The organism is Streptomyces sp. CBMA291 (assembly GCF_014596525.1).
GTDB lineage: Bacteria > Actinomycetota > Actinomycetes > Streptomycetales > Streptomycetaceae > Streptomyces.
Map to the genome: position 1 here is coordinate 1 of NZ_MSJP01000096.1, position 19,653 is coordinate 19,653.

Genomic DNA, 19,653 nt, shown 5'->3' on the forward strand with positions numbered 1-19,653 from the left:
GATCGCCCAGGCCCAGGCGTCGAGCGTCCCGCGCGGCACGCGCACGCCCTGGTGCACCACGGCCGTCTCCTCGGGGCGGCCGGGCAGCGGTCCGGTGACGAGGGGCAGCGGCGGCAGCGCCCGGGGCCGGACACCGGGTCCCGCGCGGCCCACGTCCTTCGCCTCCCGAGGCCACAGCGGTCCGTCGGGGTCCCGGTCCAGCTCGGTCAGGCAGCGACGCAGGTCCGCGGCGATCCCGCGCACGGTGGCCGTGTCGAACAGGGCGATGGCGAAGTCGAGGGCGAGCGTCGGGCCCCCGGGCCGCTCCCGGAGGTCGAGGGTCAGCTCGTACTTGGTGTGCGCGTGGCCGGACGGCAGTGGGCCGCAGACCAGTCCGGGGCCCAGATCGGGCAGGGCGGGCTCGCCTTCTCCCACGCTGATCTGCACCGGGGTCAGCGGCGGTCGGCTCAGGTCGCGCCCGGGGTGGAGGGCGGAGACCAGCGCGTCGAAGGGGACTCCCGCGTCCCGGAAGGCCGTGAGGGACGCGGCGCGGACCCGGCGCAGGAGTTCCCGCCAGGACCCGGCACCGGTGGTGTCGACGCGGACGACGACGGTGTCGATCAGCATGGCCACCTGGCCGGCCGTGGCGGCGTCCCGGCCGCCCCAGGGGGTGGCGAACAGGAAGTCCCGCTGTCCTGAGCGGCGGCCGAGGGCGACCGCGAGGACCGCGGCGGCGGCCATGAAGGCGGTGACCCCTTCGGAGCGTGCGAGCGTGCGCAGCAGCCCGGGGTCGATCCCCTCCAGCGGGACGGGGCAGGTGGCGCCCGAGGTGTCCTGCACCGGCCCGCGCGGCCGGTCGTGCGGGAGCAGGACGTCGACGGGGGCGCCGCGCAGACGCTCGGTGGCGGCGCGAACCGCCTCCGCCGTACGGTCGGACGCGGTCTCCGCCCACTGGTCCGCACCCGGCGGGACCGGGTCCGGGAGCCCGCCGGTCCCGCCTTCGGCTCCGGCCCGGTACGCCTCGCCGAGTTCGCCGACGAGGACCGCCAGCGACTGGGCGTCCACGGCGATGTGATGGGCGCACAGGACGATGACGGCGCCCTCGTCGGTGGCGATCACCTCGGCTCGTACGGGAGCTTCCTCGGCGAGGTCGAACGGGGCCCGGCACAGGGCGGCCGTGCGTTCGGCCACGGTCGGCGCCCGCTCCGGCAGCGCCGCCGTCCGCAGGTCGAGCCGGGTGACGACGGGTCCCGGCAGCCCGGTCGAACACATCACGTCGCCGCTCTCCGCGTCGAGGAAGAACCGGGCGCGCAGCCCCGGGTGCCGGTCCAGGACGCTCTGGAGCGCCTGGGCGAGCAGGTCCCGGTCGAGTGCGCCGCCACGTACGGAGAAGACGAGGGGCACGAGGTACGCGGAGCGCAGTTCGGGAACCTGGTCGAGGAACCAGAGGCGACGCTCGACGGGACGGGCGGGACGCGGCCCGTCCCCGGGTTCCCCGCCGGAGCCGCCGGAGCCGCCGGAGCCGCCGGTGCCGTCGGCGGCCGTCCCCGGTGCGGGCGCCGCGAGGAGGCGGGCGAGCCCGGCGGCCGAGGGGTCGGCGAGGAAGTCGCGCAGCGCGGGCTGACCTGCCCGCTCGCGGGAGGCGTCCGCGATGAGCCGCGCGGCGGCCATGGACGCCCCGCCGAGCATGAAGAAGTCGGCGTCGGGGGCGAGCCGGGGGTCGTCGGGCGGCTCGGGCAGATGGGCGAGGAACAGCCGCACGGCCTGAGCGAGTCCGTCCTCCGGCGCGTCCGCCGCGCCGTCGCCGCCCGGCAGCGGGCGCCGGTCGGCGTCCCGCAGAGCGTGCGTGTCGACCTTGCCGTTGCCGTTCAGGGGCAGGGCGTCCACGAGCCACAGTGCGGCCGGCAGGACGGCGGCGGGCAGCCACTGGCGCAGCTCGGCGAGGACGGCGGAGCGTACGGGCGCCGCGCCCGGCTCCGGTTCGAGGTAGCCGACCAGTCGGTCGGGGCCCTCCAGGACGACGGCGGCGGTGCGTACGCCGGGACAGCGCTCCAGCAGGGCACGGACCTCGCCGGTCTCCACGCGGTTGCCGCGGATCTTCACCTGCTGGTCGTCGCGTCCCAGGAAGACGAGACCGCCGTCGGGTCGCCGCGCCCCGCGGTCGCCGGTGCGGTACATCCGGGCCCCGGGCTCGTGCGGCCACGGGTCCGGCAGGAAGCGGCGGGCGCTCAGGCCGGGACGCCCGAGGTAGCCGGTGCCGACTCCGGCGCCGGCGATGAAGAGTTCGCCGGGCGCGCCGTCCGGCACGGGTTCGAGGTCGGCGTCCAGGACGTAGACCCGGGTGCCGGGCAGTGCCAGGCCGATGCCCGGTTCGGCCGGACTGTCGGGGTCGACCCGGGCGAAGGTGGTGGTGGCCGGGCACTCGGCGACGCCCCAGACGTGGCGGACGTCGCAGCCGAGGGCGCGCCGGGTCTCGGCGGCGAGTTCCCGGGTGAGCGCCTCACCGCCGCAGGAGACGGTCCGCAGCCGGGTGGCCGTGCCGGGGGCGAGAGCCGAGAGGGCGGCCCTGAGCGCGCTGGGGGTCATGAGGGCGACGTCGGCGCCGGTCAGGTCGGGGCCGAGCAGGGCGGGATCGCGGCGCTGCGCGTCCGTGGCGAGGATCAGCCGGGCCCCGGTGATCAGGGTGGTGGCGACGATCATGGTGGCGGCGTCGAAGGCCACGGAGACGGCGCACAGCACCCGGTCGTCCGGGGTGAGCTGGTCGTACCAGGACCAGCGCAGGGCGCTGTGCAGCAGGGCGTCGTGGTCGACGAGTACGCCCTTGGGGCGGCCGGTGCTGCCGGAGGTGTACAGGACGCAGGCCGTGTCGCGTCCGCCGGGCGCGGCGTCGAACGGCTCGGCGACGGTGCCGCGCAGCGCGTCGACGTCGATCAGCGGCAGCCCGGCGCCGAGGCCGCGCGCGGTGGCGAGGCCGCCCGCGTCGACCAGCGCGGTGCGGGCGGCGGTGTCCTCGCCGAGGAAGGCCACCCGCCCGGCGGGCAGGTCGATGTCGACGGGCAGATAGGCGGCCCCGGAGCGCAGCACGCCGAGCCAGGCCGCCACCAGACCGGGGCCCCGGGAGGTGACGACGGGGACGATGTCGCCGCGGCCGACGCCGTCGGCGCGCAGCCGGGCGGCCACGGCCCAGGCCCAGCGGTCGATCTCCGGCCAGGCGGTGCGGGTGTCGCCGCAGTGGACGCCGTGCCCGTCGGGCGCCGCGCCGAGGCGCTCGTCGACGAGGCCGAGGAAGGTGACGGCGCTCATCCGCGGCGGCCCTCCGGGGTGCCGGACACGGCTCCGTCCGCGTGGTCCGGGCCGTCCGTACGGTTCCTCCGGGCGGCCGTGAACAGCTCGCGGGTGGCCGTGACGGAGGCGCGGACGAGTTCGTAGGCGCGCTCGGGTTCGTTGAAGGGCCCGACCTCGACCGCGAGGAGGGCGTCGCGGGAGGCTACGTCGGAGACGAGTTCCCCGGCGAAGGCGGCCAGGTCCGCGACGCCCGCGCCGGGCGGCAGGTGTTCGTGGAACTTCCCGTTGGAGTCGGAGAAGTCGATGCTGTCGATCCGGCCGGCCAGCCGTGCGAGTTCGGCGGCCGGGGTGCCGCGGACTGCCATGTGCGAGGTGTCCACATTGGCGAGCAGGGCCGGCGATCCGACGTCGGCGAGCATCCGGTCCAGGCTGTGGGGGTCGTTGACGAAGGAGTTCCCCAGCGGTTCGAGCTCGATGCTCAGCACGACCTCGCGGCGTTCGGCGTACGCGCACAGGCGCCGCAGCGTGTCCACTTCGAGCTGCCATTGCAGGGCGTTGGGCCACATGCCGCGCCAGATCCACTCGCCGAGGAGGATCTTCATGCGTCGGGCACCCCATTCGACCGTGAGGTCGAGCTGCTTCTTCGCCCATTCCAGGTTGAATTCCCGCACGGCGTCGCGGGGATCGCTCAGCCCGAATGCGTGACAGCCGGTGATGAGGATCGGCGTGCCCGCCTTCTCGGCGTCCTCGGCCAGTTGTCTTCGCCGTTCCCCGGGCATTCCGTGGGCCTCTTCGGTGACGCTGATCCAGGAGGCTCCGGCTTCGGCGGCGGCCCGCCACGCGTCGACGCCCTTCCAGCGGCTTCCGCTGAACGCCTGGTTGGCCAGCAGCCCGATGCTCGGGGTCCACGCCCTGTCGGTGTCCGTCATCGAGCTCTCACTTCCCTGCCGTGGGTGTGGTGCGCCTGAGGTGATCCGCGACGAGGTCGATCGGGGGTGCCGCCGGGCCGGCCGGTTCCGCGCCGGGCAGCCGCAGCCGCGCGAGGACGGCGCCGGGGGCGTCGAGGGCGGCGGACAGCAGGCCGAGGAAGGTGTCGCGGACACCTTCGGCGGTGGTGCGGTCGTAGAGGGCGGTGGCGTAGCCGAGAGTGCCGGTGAAGCGTCCGCCGGAGTCCTCCAGGACGACCGCGAGTTCGAGGGCGGCCGCCTGGGTGGGCAACGCGAGGGAGGACACCGGCAGTTGTCTGCCGCCGACGCGGGGCGGGGTGTTGAGCATGACGAATCCGACCTGGACGAGCGGGTTGCCGGTGCGGTCGGAGGCGCCGAGGGCCGTGGCGAGCCGGCCCAGCGGCACGTCCGCGTGCCGGAGCAGTTCGCGGAACTCGGCGCGGGTCGCGGCCCACGCCTCCGTGACGGTGCGGCCGGGCGGGACGTCGCAGCGCAGCGGCACGGTGTTGACGAAGAAGCCCGCGGTGCCGTCGAGGCGCGGGTCGGGCCGGTTGACCAGGATGGTGCCCAGCATGAAGCGGTGCTCGCCGCTCCAGCGCCGTACGGTCTCCTGGAACACGGTGAGGAGGAGAACGTACGGGGTGATGCGGGCCTCTCTGGCCCGTTGCCGCACGAGGGCCCCGAGGGCGTCGTCCAGAACGAACGTGAGTTCCTCCCCGCTGCCTTCGTCGCTCTCCTCGCGTACGGCCGGGGGGACGCCGAGGCGCAGGACGGTGGGCAGGGCGCCGAGCCGTCGGGCGCGCGCGGCGACCCGCTCGCGGTGCTCCGGGGTGGCGTGGAGTTCGCGCTCCCAGTGGGCGAAGTCGGTGTACGGGAGCCCTGGTTCGGGGAGTTCGGGGTCCCGGCCGGCGCGGAAGGCGTCGTAGGCGGTCCACAGCTCGTCAAAGAGCAGGGCGAGCGACCAGCCGTCGACGGCGATGTGATGCAGGCAGACGAGGAGCAGGTCGCCGTCGGGCAGTCCCTGCCAGAGCGCGACCCGCAGGGGGCGCTCCCGGTCGAGCGCGAACGGTTCGGCCGCCGCGGCCCGCGCTTCCCGGCGGGCCCGCCCGGTCGCGTCGGAGGCGCCGGACAGGTCGGTGACGGCGACGGGCACGGTCGTGGCCGGGGTGACGGCCTGGACGGGCGCTCCGTCGCGTACCGGGTAGTGGGTGCGCAGGATCGGATGGCGCGCCACCAGGGTGTCCACGGCGTACTGGAGAGCCGGGCGTTCCAGCGGTTCGGGGCAGGGCACCAGCAGGGGTACGTGGTACGCGGCGGAGCCGGGCTGGGCCTGGTGGAGGAACCAGAGGCCCTCCTGGGCGCTGGACAGGGGCGCTTCGGCGGCGCCTCGGTGCACCAGCGCGGGCGGCGTCCCGGTACCGGTGCTCATCGGGAGCCGTCCGCGGCACCGGCCGTGGCACCGGTCGCGGGGGCGTCCAGTTCGGCGAGAGTCTCGGCGAAGAGCAGGTCGGCCGGGTTGAGGTCGGCTCCGCAGCGGGCGCGGAGCCGGGAAGTGGCCTGGAGGGCGAGGATCGAGTTGCCGCCCAGCTCCAGGAAGTTGTCGTCCGGGCCGATCCCGTTCATGCCGAGGAGGTCGGCGAGGACGGCGTACAGCTCGGTGAGCACACCCCCCGCGCTGTCCGACGCGCCGTCGGATCCGGAGGACGCGTCGGCGGTTCCCGGGCCGGTCGCGGTGCGCGGGTTCTCTTCGGCGAGGGCAAGGAGACGGGCGCGGTCGGTCTTGCCGTTGGCGGTGAGCGGGACGGCGGACAGGGTGAGCCAGCGGGTGGGCACCATGTAGCCGGGCAGCCGTTCCCCCAGCAGGCGGGCCAGGCGGGCAGGCAGGTCGTCGGCGCCGCCGGGGCCGGTCGGCAGCACGAAGGCCACGAGGGCTCCGGCGGCGGCCTCGCCGGTCTTCTCGACGACGGCGGCGGACACCAGACCGGTGCCGAGCAGGGCCCGCTCCACCTCCTCCGGTTCGATGCGGAAGCCTCTGAGCTTCACCTGGCGGTCGGTACGGCCCGCGAACTCCAGTTCGCCGTCGGGGAGCAGCCGGACCCGGTCGCCGCTGCGGTAGGCGCGCTCGCCGTCGGGGAGCACGAGGAAGCGCTCGTCCGTCAGTCCGGGCGCGTCGAGGTAGCCGGCCGCGAGCTGCGGCCCGGAGATGTACAGCTCGCCGGTCTCTCCGGGAGCGACCTCGTTCCGCTCCTCGTCGAGGACGCGCAGCCGGGTCTGCTGTACGGGCGGGCCGAGCGGTACACGGGCGCGGCCGGCGAGGTTCTCGGCGGTACAGAGACGCGCGGTGGCGAAGGTGGTGGTCTCGGTGGGCCCGTAGACGTGGATCAGGTGCCGCGGTGGTTTGTGGTCGAGGACGCGGCGGACCCGTTCGATGTCCAGGGCCTCGCCGCCGACCAGCACGTTGTCCAGGCCGTGGAAGGCGTCGGGGGCCTCGCGGGCGATGCTGTCGAAGAGCGAGGTGGTCAGGAACATGGTGCCGATGGAGCGGTCGGAGAGCAGGTCCGCCCACTCCTGAATAGGCAGGTTCATGACATCTGACAGCACGACGGCGGTGGCTCCGGCGGCGAGGGTGTTCCACACCTCGAACGTGGTGGCGTCGAAGGCGGGGCTGGCGAGGGCGGCGACCCGGTCGCCGGGCCCCAGCCGACAGTAGGCGGGCTCATGGGTGAAGGAGCGCACGGCCCCGTGGGTGATCACGGCGCCCTTGGGCCGACCGGTGGAGCCGGAGGTGTATCCCACGTAGAGCGGCATGTCCGCCTCGACGCGCGCCATGTCCGGGACCGGCGCGTCCGGGGCGGTGTCCGGGACGGGGACGCGCGGCGGCCCCACGGGGAGCGCCCCGGCCGCCTCCTCGTCGGCGACCACGACGGCGGGGCGGGCCTCCTCGGCGATCAGAGCGAGACGGGAGGCGGGAGCCTGGACGTCGAGGGGCACATACGCGGCGCCCAGCCGGGCCACCCCGAGCAGAGCCGTCACGAGCCGGGCGGAACGCGGCAGGGCGACGGCCACCCGGTCGCCGGACCCGACGCCCCGGTCCGCCAAAGCCGCCGCCAGCCAGCCTGAGCGCTCCCAAAGCTCCTCGTAGGTCAGGGACGTGCCGTCCGCGTCGATCACGGCGAGGTCCGCCGACCGCTGCGAAGCATGTGCGAGAACAGCCTCGTGAACAGAGAAAAATGGCACGTCAATGCGTTGGTCCATGACTCCCTTTCCGACCGCCGTCGAACTGTCATACGGGCTCGTTGATCATTCTCATCACAGCCACGGAGCCGGAGTCAACGGACGTTTTCCGGCCAGGAATTCGATCATGAATTTCTCTGATCGATAATCGATTGGTCGGCGTCACGGGGACGCCGATCCTGTGGCCAGGCCCCATATTCGATGGTGGCGGTGGGTGGCTTCGAAGACGCCGACACCACATGAGGAATGCGAACAAGCCCGTAGGCGTGGCTTCTTCGAGGCATTGCTCACTGATGCCGAAGGATTGGGCGAGAGAGATGACCGAATCCCGGCGTGGGCACGGACTCCTCGGCATCGCTACCTGCTCGGTGACCCTCGGGGGGGCGGGCGTCGGCACTTGATACGGATCCTCGAATTCCGTGCCGGATGGTCGACGGGCAGGCGGAGCCGTGGGGCGCGGGGTCGGCTGCGGCGCCGTGAAACAGAAGTGCCCCCGGACCGAAGGGCGGCCGGGGGCACTTCTCATGGTCCGGTTACGGAGTGGGTGCGGTGAATCCGGCGAGGTCGACCCAGTAGCCGTCGTCCTCCATCAAGCGCTGTTCCTTGATGAAGGCGCCGAACGGCTGCATCGACTGGGTGTTCTGCCACGTCGACATCGAGGACCGACCACACGGCTCGTTCCACGTCGGTGCCGTGGCATCCGGGCGCAGGCGAAGCGACATGGTGCCGTCGGCGTTGCGCTTGACATACGTCTGTATGCACTCCGCGCCGCTGTAAGTGACCGGGTTGGGGCCCGCCGAGTTTCCGGCGCTCTGGGCGGCGTTGGCGAACACGAACTCGTCACAGCTCTTGCCGTCGGTCTGCGGCTTGCCTGAATCCAGGCTCCACAGGTCGCTGAAGTCACCGGTGCCGTTGTAGGCCTTCCACTTCCTGCTACAGATGAGCTGACGGTTGCGATCCGACTGGATCTTGCCCGAGCCGTCGACGGACATCTTGTTGCCCAGGTAGGTGAGCGACTTGCCGCTGCTGCGCTGACCCCACTTGATGTTGGTCTTGCGCCACATCATGTCGATGTGTGCCGCGGCCCCGGGGAACTTCTTGGAGTTCATGACATAGGTCGGCTTGTAGCCGGGGAACACACAGCCGGCGCTCGCCCCGGGGACCTCGCTGTCACAGCGGATGATCAACTGGCCACTCTCGAATTCGGTCGGATTCACGACCGAAGTGTTGTTGACCTTACCGCCGAGAGACAGGTACGGGGTGATCGAGTTCCTGGTGGAGGCGCTGGGCGACCACTTGAACCGCGTCGTGACCGTCCGTCGGACCGTGTCGCCCTTGGCGAAGGTCTTCGACCCGTTCCAGTCGACGCTGGTGATGTCGCAGTAACCGCGGCACTTGGCCGCGTAGTCGAAGGTGGCGGAGTTCACCGAGCCGTCCATCGACTTCAGCCGGATCGTGGCGACCTGGAAGAACTCGGCACTCTTCGGGTCGAGGTAGTACGTGATGTCGACGTCGAAACCCGCGCTTCCGAGCGGGACGACCGGCACGGTGTTCGAGTACTCCGTCATCCCGTAGTCGCTGTGGATACAGGCGGTGGTGCGCTTGCGGCTGAGGGAGTGGTTGACCGTCGAGCATGACGCGGTGCCCAGGGATGCCATCGGCGCCACCGTGGCGGAATTCGCCGAGGAGCCGCGGGCCGCGGAGAAGAGGCCGTTGGTGACGTCCTCGTCCGGCTCGACCGGCGACGGATCCGGAGCGGTCGGGTCGGCCGTCATGTTGCCGGTCAGCGCCTGACCTTCGTACGTGCCCGGCACGAACGCCACCGCGTCGAAGGCGATGTCCGCCGACCCGTTGCCGCCGTTGAAGTTGTCGAGCCGCACCTCGGGGATCTGGTCGCCGAATTCATAGGCGCCCAGGTCCACCCACTTGTTGGACTGGTTCGCCGTCTGCGAGATCGGCACCTCCTCTTCCCCGTCGGGCGTCTGGATCCGGTACACGGCGTTGGTGGTCTGCGCCCCGTGGTCGGGTATGTGCACGAAGATCTGCGCCTGGCGCGTGGTGTTGGTCAGCGGAGCGTTCAGCTTCCACGTACCGGTCACCTTCAGACGCTCGGCGTCGGCCGGATTCGCCTCGGGCGAGCGGGTGTGCGTGAACCAGAAGTGGTTGCCGTAGCCCGCGCCGATCTGATGCGTGTCGATCTTGCCCGGATACGTGGTGACGGTGGTCGGGTTGTCCGTACCGTCGTTGGTGAGATCCATCTGGGTGTCCCACGGGACATACGTGAAGCCGAACGTGCCGCTCGACTTCACCGCCCCGCATCCCCGCTTGGCGTCCACACCGGCGGGGATGGTCCCGTCCGCCAGATCGTCGACCACCAGGGCGTTGGCGGGCAGAGACGTGGTGGAGCAGTTCGGCGGGTAGGACCCGGCATCCGGCTGCTCGCCGTAGGACGTCGTGAAGCGGTGCACACCGTTGCCGCACTTGGCCCCCGTGGTGCAGTTCTTCCACTGCGCCTCGGTGACCGGCTGGTTCCACCAGCAGTGCAGCCAGTGCGGGTTGGTCTTGCTGTCGCCCGCGTCCAGGGTGCAGGCACCCATGCCCTGGTCGTTGGAGTCGTTGTCGCCGATCTTGGCCGGGTTGCAGTTGTTCGACGCGTTGCAGAACAGGTCGATCGGAGGCTTGGCGCTCGCGCGGTCCGCGTTGGTGGTCCACCATGCGGCGCGATAGCCCGCCTGGAAGTCACCCGGGGCGAACATCGCCGAGATCGGGCGCGCCGCCCAGCCGATCACCTTCTCCTCGTACGGCCAGTCCTGCGGGTGCGCGGCGTGGCTGTAGTCGTCCTTGGAGGAGTCGGTGGCGTGCTGAAGGAACGGCACCCGGTTGGCCTTCCACAGGGGGTTGGCCGGGTTGTTCGTCCAGCCCACGCCCGAGTGTCCCGCGGAGTCGGCGGTGCCGTAGAAGCCGGAGTTGTACGCCCAGAGGGCGAAGAACCAGCTCTCGATCCACTTGGGGTGGCCGCCGTTGATCTTCATGCCGGCGTTGTACGTCTGGTTCCACTTCTCCGACAGGATCCGCACGCCGGCCGCGATGTTCGCGGTGTAGTCCAGCGCGACCGCTTCCTGGGCGACCGTGGACAGGGCGGTCTCGCCCGGCTTGGTCTTGCCCGCCAGACGCATGCCGTCGGTGGCCTGGGTGATGCCGTAACCACAGTCGGCATCGGCCCAGTTGACGCGCCACGGGTCGAGCTGCTCGCCGGAGGCGGCGTGGCCGACGCCGTAGTAGTTGCCGATCAGCGAGTTGGCGGTGACACCGGGCACGGCGAAGCGGGTGGCCTGCCACATGTTGGATTCCTGCGCGGTGATGCCCAGCATCACCTGTGCCGGAATGTGCCACTTGTCGGTGACGTCGGGGTCCTCGTTGTCGAGCGTGCCGTTGGGGTCACCCGCGAGGACGGTCGGCGGGAAGAGGCCCTGGGGCTGATAGCCGCCGGCGATGCCGGTGTTCTTCCAGTTGCTGGCGCGGTAGAAGTTCAGCTGGCCGACGACGGCCTGGTCCACGGCCCATTCGACCTGGCGCGGTGTGGGCTGGAACGCCTGCTTCTTCACGTCGTTGCGGGCCACCGCGCAGTACCGTTCCCCGCTGTCTTCGCTGGGGCTGTCGGCCTGTGCGGTCAGGGCCTGGGTGCGCGCGGTCTGCGTGGACAGGCCGACGGTGCGCTTCCCGCCCGTGTCCGGGCCGGAACCGACCGGGCCGCCGGTGCGGAGAGCGGGGGACAGGGCGTGGCCCTGTGCCTCGTCGCCCACGCGGTGCGCGCCGGGGCGCAGGTCCAGGGTCACGGACTTGCCCGAGTCCAGCATGCGCAGGGCCGTACGGGCGGAGCGCGGCTTGGCGGCGTCCTCCGGGTTGACCAGGGTGGTCTTCCCATCGGACCACGTGGTGGTCAGGGCCGCCTGGGCGTGGCTGGAGATCGCCGCGCCCTTGGGGAGCTTGCCGGGGTTGTGCACCCGCTTGGGCAGGGCCTTGGACGTGGCGTCACCGGTGACGAACACCTCGCCGCGTGCCGAGCGGGTCAGGTCCCAGGCGTGCAGCCCGCCGGAGGCGACGGTGACGGGCTCGGTCTTCTTGCCCACCTTCACCTTCGTACGGTCCAGGTGCTTGGCCCAGGCGACCGGCTTGTCGGACGCCTTCTTGTCCAACTCGCGGTCGATGAAGGTGATACCGCCGTCGGCGTCGGCGGTGACCTGGAACGGCACCGTGGTGGTGGATGCCAGGGTCTTCTCGGCCGTGCCGTTGATCCGTACCAGCTTGTTGCCGTGGGCGGCGACGATGCCCGCGTCGGTGGGGATCGCCGAGGTGACCTGGCCAGCGAGCGTGACCGGCTTCGACTCCTTGCCGGTGGCCGCGTCGACGGTGATCAGACGGGTCTGCTGCTTTTCGTCACCGTCATGGGTGAGCTGGGTGAACACCGCCTGATCACCCTGGCCGCAGCCGGGCGAGAAGTAGGCGAGCGACGACTGGAACGGCAGCTTGGTGACCTCGCCCGAGGTCAGGTCGACCACCGCGGTGAAGGCACCGCGCACCATCAGCTCGGGCTTGTTGGTGAACATCCGCGGCGCGTACGAGACGGCCGCGTACCTGCCGGACTCGGTGACGCAGTGGTTGCCGATCCAGGTGTCCGAGGCGAAACCGTCCTCGAACAGACTGGCCACCGTACGGAGTTGATAGCCGTCCTTCTCCTTGCCCGCAAGGAGGTGGAAGCCGGTGCCGTCACCGGTCGTGGTGACGGCGGCGTCCGCGGATTTCTCGTAGCCCTTGCCGAGCAAGTCGGCGCGGTCCTTCACGGGGATCGCGGAGGGCTCCGGGGATGACATCTTCTGTTGCTGGGTGGTGTCGCTCCACCCCTGCGCCGCGCCCTTGGGCGGCTTCGGTTGCTCGGCCTGCGCGGGCAGGGTCAGCGGTAGCGCCAGCGCGGTGGTCACCGCAAGGGTGATCGGCACGCGCAGACGCGTACGTATCTGTCTCAACTGGGTTCCTTCTCTTGTTACTTGACGGCCTTCGCGGCCGCAAGGACCTCGCCCATGCGCTTCTTGATGGCGGCAAGCTGGTCCTTGTTCTCCTCGATCAGCCGCTTCTGGACGGCCGACTCCTCCTTGAACCAGACCTCGATCAGACGGGTCTGCTCCTTGCAGTCGATGTCGTCCAGCGCAAGCTCGATCGCGTTCTTGGTGGTGCCGTCGCCGTTGCCGTCGGCGTAGCCCTGCTCCATCGCCCGGTACGGATCGGCGGCTTTGCGGCCCTTGTCCTTCATGCAGGCCGACCAGCTCTTGAGGGCCTTCTCGACCGGCTTCAGCGGTCGGGACTCGGAGAGGCTTGTCGAGGCGAGCCCGGAGACAAAGCCCGCATCCCCTTCGTTCACCTTGAGCCGCCGCTTCGACCAGCCGGCGCAGCCGCCCTCGTGCAGCTTCTTTCCGTTGTGCTCGGCGCGTGCGGGCTCCGGGACCCCGCCGAAATGGCCGTCGGCGCCCTTGGCACCCGTGGCGCCCGCGGGCGGGGCGAACTCGGGCTTCTTCCTCCCGGTCAGGACCTCCACCTCGATGTCCGAAAGCCCCTCCTCGGCGGATTCGAGGCTCCGGGTCAGCTCCTTCGGCAGCCCGTACCCGTACTTCTGTGCCTGTGCGCGGTCACTGAGGCCGTAACGCCGTTCGATCGAGACGGCGTTGCTGTAGGGCGGCGGGTTCGCGCCGGGACGCGGAAGATCGACGGTCAGCCCGTACTCGGACATGCACCGCGTCTGAAGGGTGCGCAGCGCGGTGTCGACGGCGACCTGATCCGCATAGGAGGACAGGTAGGACTCAAGCGGCAGCTCCAGGCCCTTGACCAACCCGGACGTGGGCTTCTCCGCAGGCCAGTTGGCCTGGTCGATCGGCGCCTTTTCCTTCGCCGAGTCGGAGGCCGGTCCGGACGTGGAGCAGGCACCGAGCGAAATTGCCGCGAGCATGACAGTGGTGGCGACGGTCGTTCGCCTGAGGACGTGCATGGGGTTTTCCTTCTCTACGTGACGTGAGGTGGTCCACGTGCGTGGCGCATGCCGGCCGCGCTCCTTGCGCTCGGCGGCGCAGCGCCTCCACCGGCGTGATGCGGGAAGCTCTCCAGGCCGGATACAGGCCGGCCGGCAGACCAGTCGCCAGGCCGATGGCGGGCGCGGTTGTCACCGTCACGGAATGGATGCCGGGCGCCCCGTCCCGGGCGATCGCGACTCCAACAACAGTCAGCGTGCCAAGGGAGGCACCAACGAGGCCCCCGGGACCCCAAGGTCGCGGATTTCGTGAGGAACTGAGTGGTGATGCGCCGACCGCGTGCTCCCAGCGCACGCCGCAGCCCGATCTCACTCGTGCGTTCCAGCACTGCCACGAGTGTGGTTCCGGCGATGCCGACGGCTCCTACGGCGAGGCAGATCGCCGCAAGGAGGAGAATAAGACCGTCGGCTGAGTCTCGACGGTTGAGATACCGACCTGGGCAGCGGCCCCTGCCTCAACGACTGCCGCACGCCGGCGGATTCTGTCGTGCGCGACAGAAGGATTCCTGCCCTGGGCCATCGCGGGACCGGCGGCATCAAGGGCGCCTGAGGAGGCGGCAACGACTTGGATGTCCTGCCCACCGCGTGAGAATCCGACGGGTGCCGAACCCACGGAGTCGCCGTCCTGCGACCGAACGGGCCAGTACACCCCGGCATGTTCCACGCCGTTGAGGCGCCCTGCCTGCTGTTCCCCATCAGTCGGGAATGCGAGATCCACAAACTCGTCGTGGTCTTTTGTAAAGCCCTCGAAGGTCACTTCCGTCGTGCTCAGGGCGCTGAAACGCTCGCCGATCCGCGACGAGGCCGTTGATGTCAATCCCAGGAGGACCGCGAAGGCACCCACTCCCAGAACCGTCCCCACGGACGTGACCAATGAGCGTGCGGGACGTTGCAGCATGCCGTAACTCGTCTCCGCCCTTACGTCTCGTACGGAGAATCGCGTGACGGGTATGGACCGAGCGTTGTGGCGACCTCGGCGCAGTCGCACCCTTGGCATGAGTCTGCGCCTCACTCCCTACCTCCTCCGTGAGTCGTCCGCCGCGGGTAGTGATCGTTCGTTCGCCTTGCTGGGCCACTGTTCAGATCGTGCGTAATGAAAAGAATGGCCATGCCAGTCCCGTGCAAACGTGCGACAACTCCACAATGGAGGTGGAAGTTGAGGTATCGAGATTGCCGGTTGGTTCATGGCAAAATAGGTACCGCCTGCATCGGGTCAACCCCAAAGGCAGGCAGACGGCTTTCTTTGATTTCACCCAAGCCGAGGGGGATCGTGCGCATCTGAGCGATAGCTGCACGGCGAGCGTCAACACTCGCATGAGTTGCGATACAGGTCGCACGAGCCCCCCCGGACCTGCTGAAATCCATGTGGATCACCCTACACTCCGGGGCGGCCAATTCAAGATCCATAAAGCTGACCTGTCGTGCGATCAGGGGCATACGGGATGACTGCCGCTCTGCGGCGTCGCCCTGATGGGCCCTCAACCATGGAATTCCGAACTCGCGCAATTCCGATCTGTCCTTGCCGAAACAGGGCACCACTACGTCATCCCGACTTGTCGTAGCAGTCCGGCGCAGATTGCCCATATCGAGCCATGGGGAAGATTCGGATGCGCGAGTTTCATAACGTGGTACCCCTGTGCGGCTACTGCCATGACCTTGAGAAGGCGGGCCAGATCGACAGGAAGCCGCTCAGGCGGTACAAGTCGAACCCCGGGCTCTTGAACTCTCGCCAACTCTCGCTATGGGGACTACGAGCAAAGGGTGTTGACCGTGTTCGGGGCCGATCAGGGCGACATCGACACCTTCACTGATGGACCGTATGTCGTCCTGCCTCAAGGGCGTGAACCGGATCTCTGGTGCCTCATCCACGACCGGATGACCGAGGCGGTAGTGAAGCAGGGCGATGACTGCGGCAGAGGGATTGTTGCTGGTGACGTGACCTTTCGATTTGCGGAGGATGGCCACGATCTGGCCAGAAGTCTGCGGGACGCGCACCCAATTGACTGACTAGCTCGTGCACGGTAAGTCGCAAGACGCCGAGCCGCAGGTGGTCGATCACGGTTGGATGGTGGGAATCGTGACTCGCACAGCGATCGTGATCAGTCGTCGGATCACGGGTCTATCGGCCGACGTGATCGCTGAACGTGTCGCGGATCTGGGCCCGTCAGGTCATGAGCGTCACCAGACAAGGCTGACCTCTCCGCCGCGGAAGCGGGCTGTGGGTGCTGACCTAGGCACCGGCTAGTGTTCATCGACCGGCTCCTGGCCACGCTCTTCCCTCTCCTTCACGGAGTCACTCATGACGTGCTGGCCTGCTGGTTCGGCGTGAACCGTTCCACCATCACCCGTGCCATCGGCGAAGTGCGGCTGTTACTCGCCGGGCGGGGGTGCCGAGCTGCCGTCACGCGCGCTCCGCGCGCCATCCGAACCGCTCGGGGCCCTCCAGCTACACCGGCGTGAGGGCGTCATAGACCTCGCGTATCTTCATGCCGAGCTGTTGGGTCGAGCTGCTTCCGACGCGGTCTGTACGTATCGCGGTGATCGTGTCGCGGCCGACGCGGAGAGCAGCGTCGTACCGGGCGCTGAAGACGCTGTAAGCGTCTCGACGGGCCTGTCGCCGCCACTGCGCCCGCTGTGCCCGACCAGTGAAGTGAGCGGCACCGGCTGTTCCGAGGATCCCGATCGCGGCGCCCGCAAGTGCCGCGATGCCCTGCTCCATGCGCACATTGGAGCGCGACAGGGATCGCGGGGCCGTGGCGTTCCGGAATTTCGGAACGGCACGCTGTATGCCAGCACACGGCGACGTTCGTTCAGGAGCCCGTGGTGTCTCGATGACGTCCTGGCGGTCTGCGCGTTCCCTGAGAGTGGCGGCGAGCCGACGGGGGGGGCGCCCGGCCCTCCTCGCTCGGTCCAGATGCGGATCATCTCCCAGAAGGCCGCCTCACGGCGGCGGGCGCCGCATTGCGACCCGGCGGCCAGGGGAAGTGGGCAGCGTGCCGACGCAGCATGGTGAACGCGGGCGTCGCTCCGGGAGGCCTGCAGGCCGCAGGAGGTTCCTGGCCCCCTCCGTCGCCCCCTGTACGTCATCCTTCGTCTGCCTCGCGGGCCGGTTGCCCTCTCGCCATAGACCAGTGGGTTGGAAAAACAGATTCAGTGGGCGGACCTGCGGAGTCGTCAGGCCGGTACGAGCATGACCACCTTTCCAAAGTGAGTTTGCTTTCCCAACTCACATCTCTATAGTGAGTCCTGTTTTCCAACTATCTGGATCGGGCAGTCCCCTTGGCTCGATCGAACGAGGAGACCGGAATGAGGACTTCACCACCCGACAGCGCGTGTGTCACCGATGAGGCGGTGACACGGATCGACCCCCCATGGAGGTCCCGGGCGGGCACCCACGGGGGCCGTGTCGCGGCGGCGGCGCTCACGGCCGTGCGGGAACAGGCTGTCGGGCAAGGCCGCCCGCTCCGCGCCCTGACCGGAGACTTCCGCGCCCCTGTCGACATCCGTCCGCTCCGCCTGTCCCTCACCGGTCCCCGAGCGGGGCATCGGGCCTCGACCTGCCCGCCAGGCTCGTGGTCTTCGCCCGGCAGGTGGAGGTGCGGCCCGTCACCGAGACGCTGCCCCTCACCGGAGGTGAGCTGGTCGAGCGGTTGGCCTGCGTACGGTTCACCGCCGGGCGGTCGCTGGACGACGCCGCGGTTGTCAACCTCACCGATGTCCTCCCGCCCTCCCTGTTCACGCGCTGGCGCACCCCGCACCCCGCGTCCGGTGCCGACCGCCGAGCCGACCATCGACTTCGCCGACACCGTGGACTTCGAAGCGCCCGCAGACTGGGCCCTCGTACGGGTCCGTACCGAGCAGGCCGACGACGGCTGGGCAGTCGACGGCAGCGAGGCGTGGTCGACCGACGGCCGGATGCCGACCCTCGCGTGGCAGGCCCACGTCGTCCAGGACGCCCCTGCGAAGGACGCGCCCTCGGCTACGGCGGCCCTCCAGGGGACTTCGTGAACACCTGCGGTGCCAGCGCACTCGTCACGGGAGCAATCGGCGGACCGGGCCGCGCCTTCGCCCTCGGCCTGCCGACGCGCGACGCGCGCACCTTGTACGCGGCAGCACGTGGCCCGAAGGCAGTGACCGGCCCCGGGCTGACACCCCTCCCCCGCCGCATCACCGACCCGGCCCCCGTGCCCACAGCCGACGAGCGCTGCCCGGCCACCACCCTGGTGGTCGACAACACGAGGATCGCGCGCGACGGTTCGCCGCTCTCTGCGGAGTACCTCGACGGAGCATGCGACCAACCGGAGACCGACCTGTTCGGCCCTCTCGCCATGTGCCGCGCCTCTGCCCCCGTCCTCGGAAAGAGCGACAGCGGGGCACTGGTCAACGTGCTCTCCGTACTCTCCTGGCACACGCTGCCGCAGATCGGCTCGCCCAAGGCGACCGCCTGGTCGATGACCAGATCGGTACGCGAGAGTCCGCGCGCGCAAGACCCCTTCACGATCGCCGGGCACACGGCGTTCATCGACACTGGTACGGCCACCCACGGCGGCCAGACCAAGATCAGCCCTGCTGACCTGGCCGGCCTGGCCGACCGCGAGGAAGCCCTCACGATCGACGTCACCCGCCAGGCCAGGAGCACGCTGTCCCGAGGAGCGAACCATGACCACTGATCTGCGCGACGCAACAGCCGAGGAGCGCGACGACGCCCACGGCAGTCGCCCGGGGCCGGTCCTCGTCGCCGCGTGCCTGGGACTGTTCACGGTGTTCCTCCAGACCACCCAGACCATCGGCACGCTCGGCGCCGTCCAGGCCGATCTGCGCCTCGCCGCAGCCGACATGGTGTGGGTGCCGAGCATGTACACCCTGGTCGTGGCATCCTGCGTACTCGGCGCGGGCGCCCTGGCCGACCGGTGGGGGCGCAGGCGTGTCTTCCTGATCGGGACCGCCGCGATGGCCGCAGGCGCTCTGGTGCTGCTCCTCGCCGACAATCTGGCCACCCTCCTCACCGGCCAGGCGATCGCCGGCCTGGGCGGCGCCCTGATCACCCCCAGCTCCCTCGCGCTGATCACCCACGCCGTCCGCGACCCGCGCCGCCGCGCCGGGGCGATCGCCGCATGGGCGGCCGCCTCCGGACTCGGTCTGGCCGTCGGCCCCCTCGTCGCGGGCCTCGCACTGCGCTGGTGGACCTGGCACGCGGCCTTCTGGCTCAACCTCGTCGTGGCGGGCCTCGCGGCGATCGTCGCGCTCCGCCGGGTCACCGAGTCCCGTAACCCTGCTCAGCGCCTGGACTGGGCGGGACAGCTCACCGCGATCGCAGGTCTCGCGCTCCTGGTCTTCTGGCTGATCGACGGCGGTCACCACGGTTACGCCTCCGCACGGGCCCTGGCCGCCATCGTGGCAGCGGTCCTTCTGCTGGCCGCCTTCACCCTGGTCGAACTGCGCCGTACCGCCCCCATGGTCGACCTGCGGCTGATGCGCGATCCCTCCTACAGCGTCTCCCTTCTGCTGGCCGGGACCGTCCTGTTCGGCTTCGTCGGCATCTGCCTTCTCCAAGTGCTGTGGCTCCAGCAGGTACGGGGGCTGACCGCCCTACAGGTGGGCGTCCAACTCCTCACGGAATTCGGCGCGTTCATCGCCGCCTCGGTCCTGGCCGGCATACTGGTGCGCCGACTCGGCCCGCGTGCCCTGATCACGGCGGGCCTGCTGCTCGCGGCCGTCGGTGCCGTACTCTTCGCGCAGGTCGGACCGGACACCGCGTTCGCCGGGTACGCCGCCGCCTTTGTCATCTTCGGATTCGGCTGCGGTCTCGCCAACGCCCCGTCCACCGCCCTCGCCGTTAGCCACGTCCCGCACGGTCGCGAGGGCGAAGCGGGCGGCGCTGTCAACGCCGCCCGCCAGATCGGCGCCGTCCTCGGCACCAGCATCCTCGGCACACGGGTCACCACACGCTTCGAGGACCGCGTCGCCCACGTCCGTGACCCGCGCATCGCCTTCACCGACGCGGTCACTCACGCCACGTGGGTCGCGGTCGCGGTCCTCGGCGTCGGCACCGTACTGGCACTCGGGCTGTCCGCCTGGTCCCGCCGCAGGGCGACCGCCAGGTGACCGCGCCGGACGAGGCGCTGGAGGGCG

At 70.3% G+C, this 19,653-nt stretch carries 13 protein-coding genes and 1 pseudogene; 6 read left to right on the forward strand and 8 right to left on the reverse strand.

Annotated elements, in window-relative coordinates; all coding sequences use genetic code 11:
- The 7 genes from BU197_RS22735 to BU197_RS31365 form a co-directional block, all read right to left on the reverse strand.
- The coding region (locus BU197_RS22735; protein ID WP_188270165.1) for a non-ribosomal peptide synthetase at positions 1–3,282 on the reverse strand (3,282 nt) is incomplete at its 3' end.
- A complete protein-coding gene (locus tag BU197_RS22740; RefSeq protein ID WP_188270166.1) occupies positions 3,279–4,193 on the reverse strand; it encodes a sugar phosphate isomerase/epimerase family protein in 915 nt (304 codons plus the stop codon). The genes BU197_RS22735 and BU197_RS22740, both read right to left, overlap by 4 nt.
- 7 nt (positions 4,194–4,200) lie before the next feature.
- Positions 4,201–5,640: a condensation domain-containing protein gene (locus BU197_RS22745; RefSeq protein ID WP_188270167.1), complete on the reverse strand. Its 1,440-nt coding sequence runs from the start codon at positions 5,638–5,640 to the stop codon at positions 4,201–4,203.
- Positions 5,637–7,466, reverse strand: a complete 1,830-nt coding sequence (locus tag BU197_RS22750; RefSeq protein WP_188270168.1) for a non-ribosomal peptide synthetase — start codon at positions 7,464–7,466, stop codon at positions 5,637–5,639. The genes BU197_RS22745 and BU197_RS22750 overlap by 4 nt, the downstream gene beginning before the upstream one ends.
- 512 nt (positions 7,467–7,978) lie before the next feature.
- Positions 7,979–12,469 (reverse strand): hypothetical protein, encoded by a 4,491-nt coding sequence (locus BU197_RS22755; protein WP_223182910.1) that lies wholly within the window; start codon positions 12,467–12,469, stop codon positions 7,979–7,981.
- Positions 12,470–12,486: 17 nt separating this feature from the next.
- Positions 12,487–13,482, reverse strand: a complete 996-nt coding sequence (locus tag BU197_RS22760; protein ID WP_223182911.1) for a hypothetical protein — start codon at positions 13,480–13,482, stop codon at positions 12,487–12,489.
- A 14-nt stretch (positions 13,483–13,496) separates the two neighbouring features.
- A complete protein-coding gene (locus tag BU197_RS31365; RefSeq protein WP_317452102.1) occupies positions 13,497–13,856 on the reverse strand; it encodes a hypothetical protein in 360 nt (119 codons plus the stop codon).
- 1,426 nt (positions 13,857–15,282) lie between these two features.
- On the opposite strand from BU197_RS31365, the gene BU197_RS22765 reads away from it, so the two are divergent.
- Together BU197_RS22765 and BU197_RS31530 are read left to right on the forward strand one after the other, a co-directional pair.
- Positions 15,283–15,528: a hypothetical protein gene (locus BU197_RS22765; RefSeq protein ID WP_188270169.1), complete on the forward strand. Its 246-nt coding sequence runs from the start codon at positions 15,283–15,285 to the stop codon at positions 15,526–15,528.
- Between the two features lie 237 nt (positions 15,529–15,765).
- On the forward strand, positions 15,766–15,981 hold the full coding sequence (locus tag BU197_RS31530; protein ID WP_411158521.1) for a helix-turn-helix domain-containing protein: 216 nt from the start codon (positions 15,766–15,768) through the stop codon (positions 15,979–15,981).
- On the opposite strand, the gene BU197_RS22775 is transcribed toward BU197_RS31530, so the two are convergent.
- Positions 15,968–16,240, reverse strand: a complete 273-nt coding sequence (locus tag BU197_RS22775) for a hypothetical protein (RefSeq protein WP_188270170.1) — start codon at positions 16,238–16,240, stop codon at positions 15,968–15,970. The two genes, BU197_RS31530 and BU197_RS22775, sit on opposite strands and share 14 nt — an antisense overlap.
- A 587-nt stretch (positions 16,241–16,827) precedes the next feature.
- Between BU197_RS22775 and BU197_RS31535 the strand changes: the two are divergent.
- The 4 genes and pseudogenes from BU197_RS31535 to BU197_RS22790 form a co-directional block, all read left to right on the forward strand.
- Positions 16,828–17,070 (forward strand): annotated as a pseudogene (locus tag BU197_RS31535) (acyl-CoA thioesterase domain-containing protein); the annotation flags it as partial.
- A 219-nt stretch (positions 17,071–17,289) separates the two neighbouring features.
- A complete protein-coding gene (locus BU197_RS30715) occupies positions 17,290–17,529 on the forward strand; it encodes a hypothetical protein (RefSeq protein ID WP_223182912.1) in 240 nt (79 codons plus the stop codon).
- Positions 17,526–18,191, forward strand: a complete 666-nt coding sequence (locus BU197_RS22785; protein ID WP_188270171.1) for a short-chain dehydrogenase — start codon at positions 17,526–17,528, stop codon at positions 18,189–18,191. The genes BU197_RS30715 and BU197_RS22785 overlap by 4 nt, the downstream gene beginning before the upstream one ends.
- Positions 18,181–19,626, forward strand: coding sequence for an MFS transporter (locus BU197_RS22790; RefSeq protein WP_188270172.1), 1,446 nt, complete (start codon positions 18,181–18,183; stop codon positions 19,624–19,626). The genes BU197_RS22785 and BU197_RS22790 overlap by 11 nt, the downstream gene beginning before the upstream one ends.
- Positions 19,627–19,653: the final 27 nt, after the last annotated feature.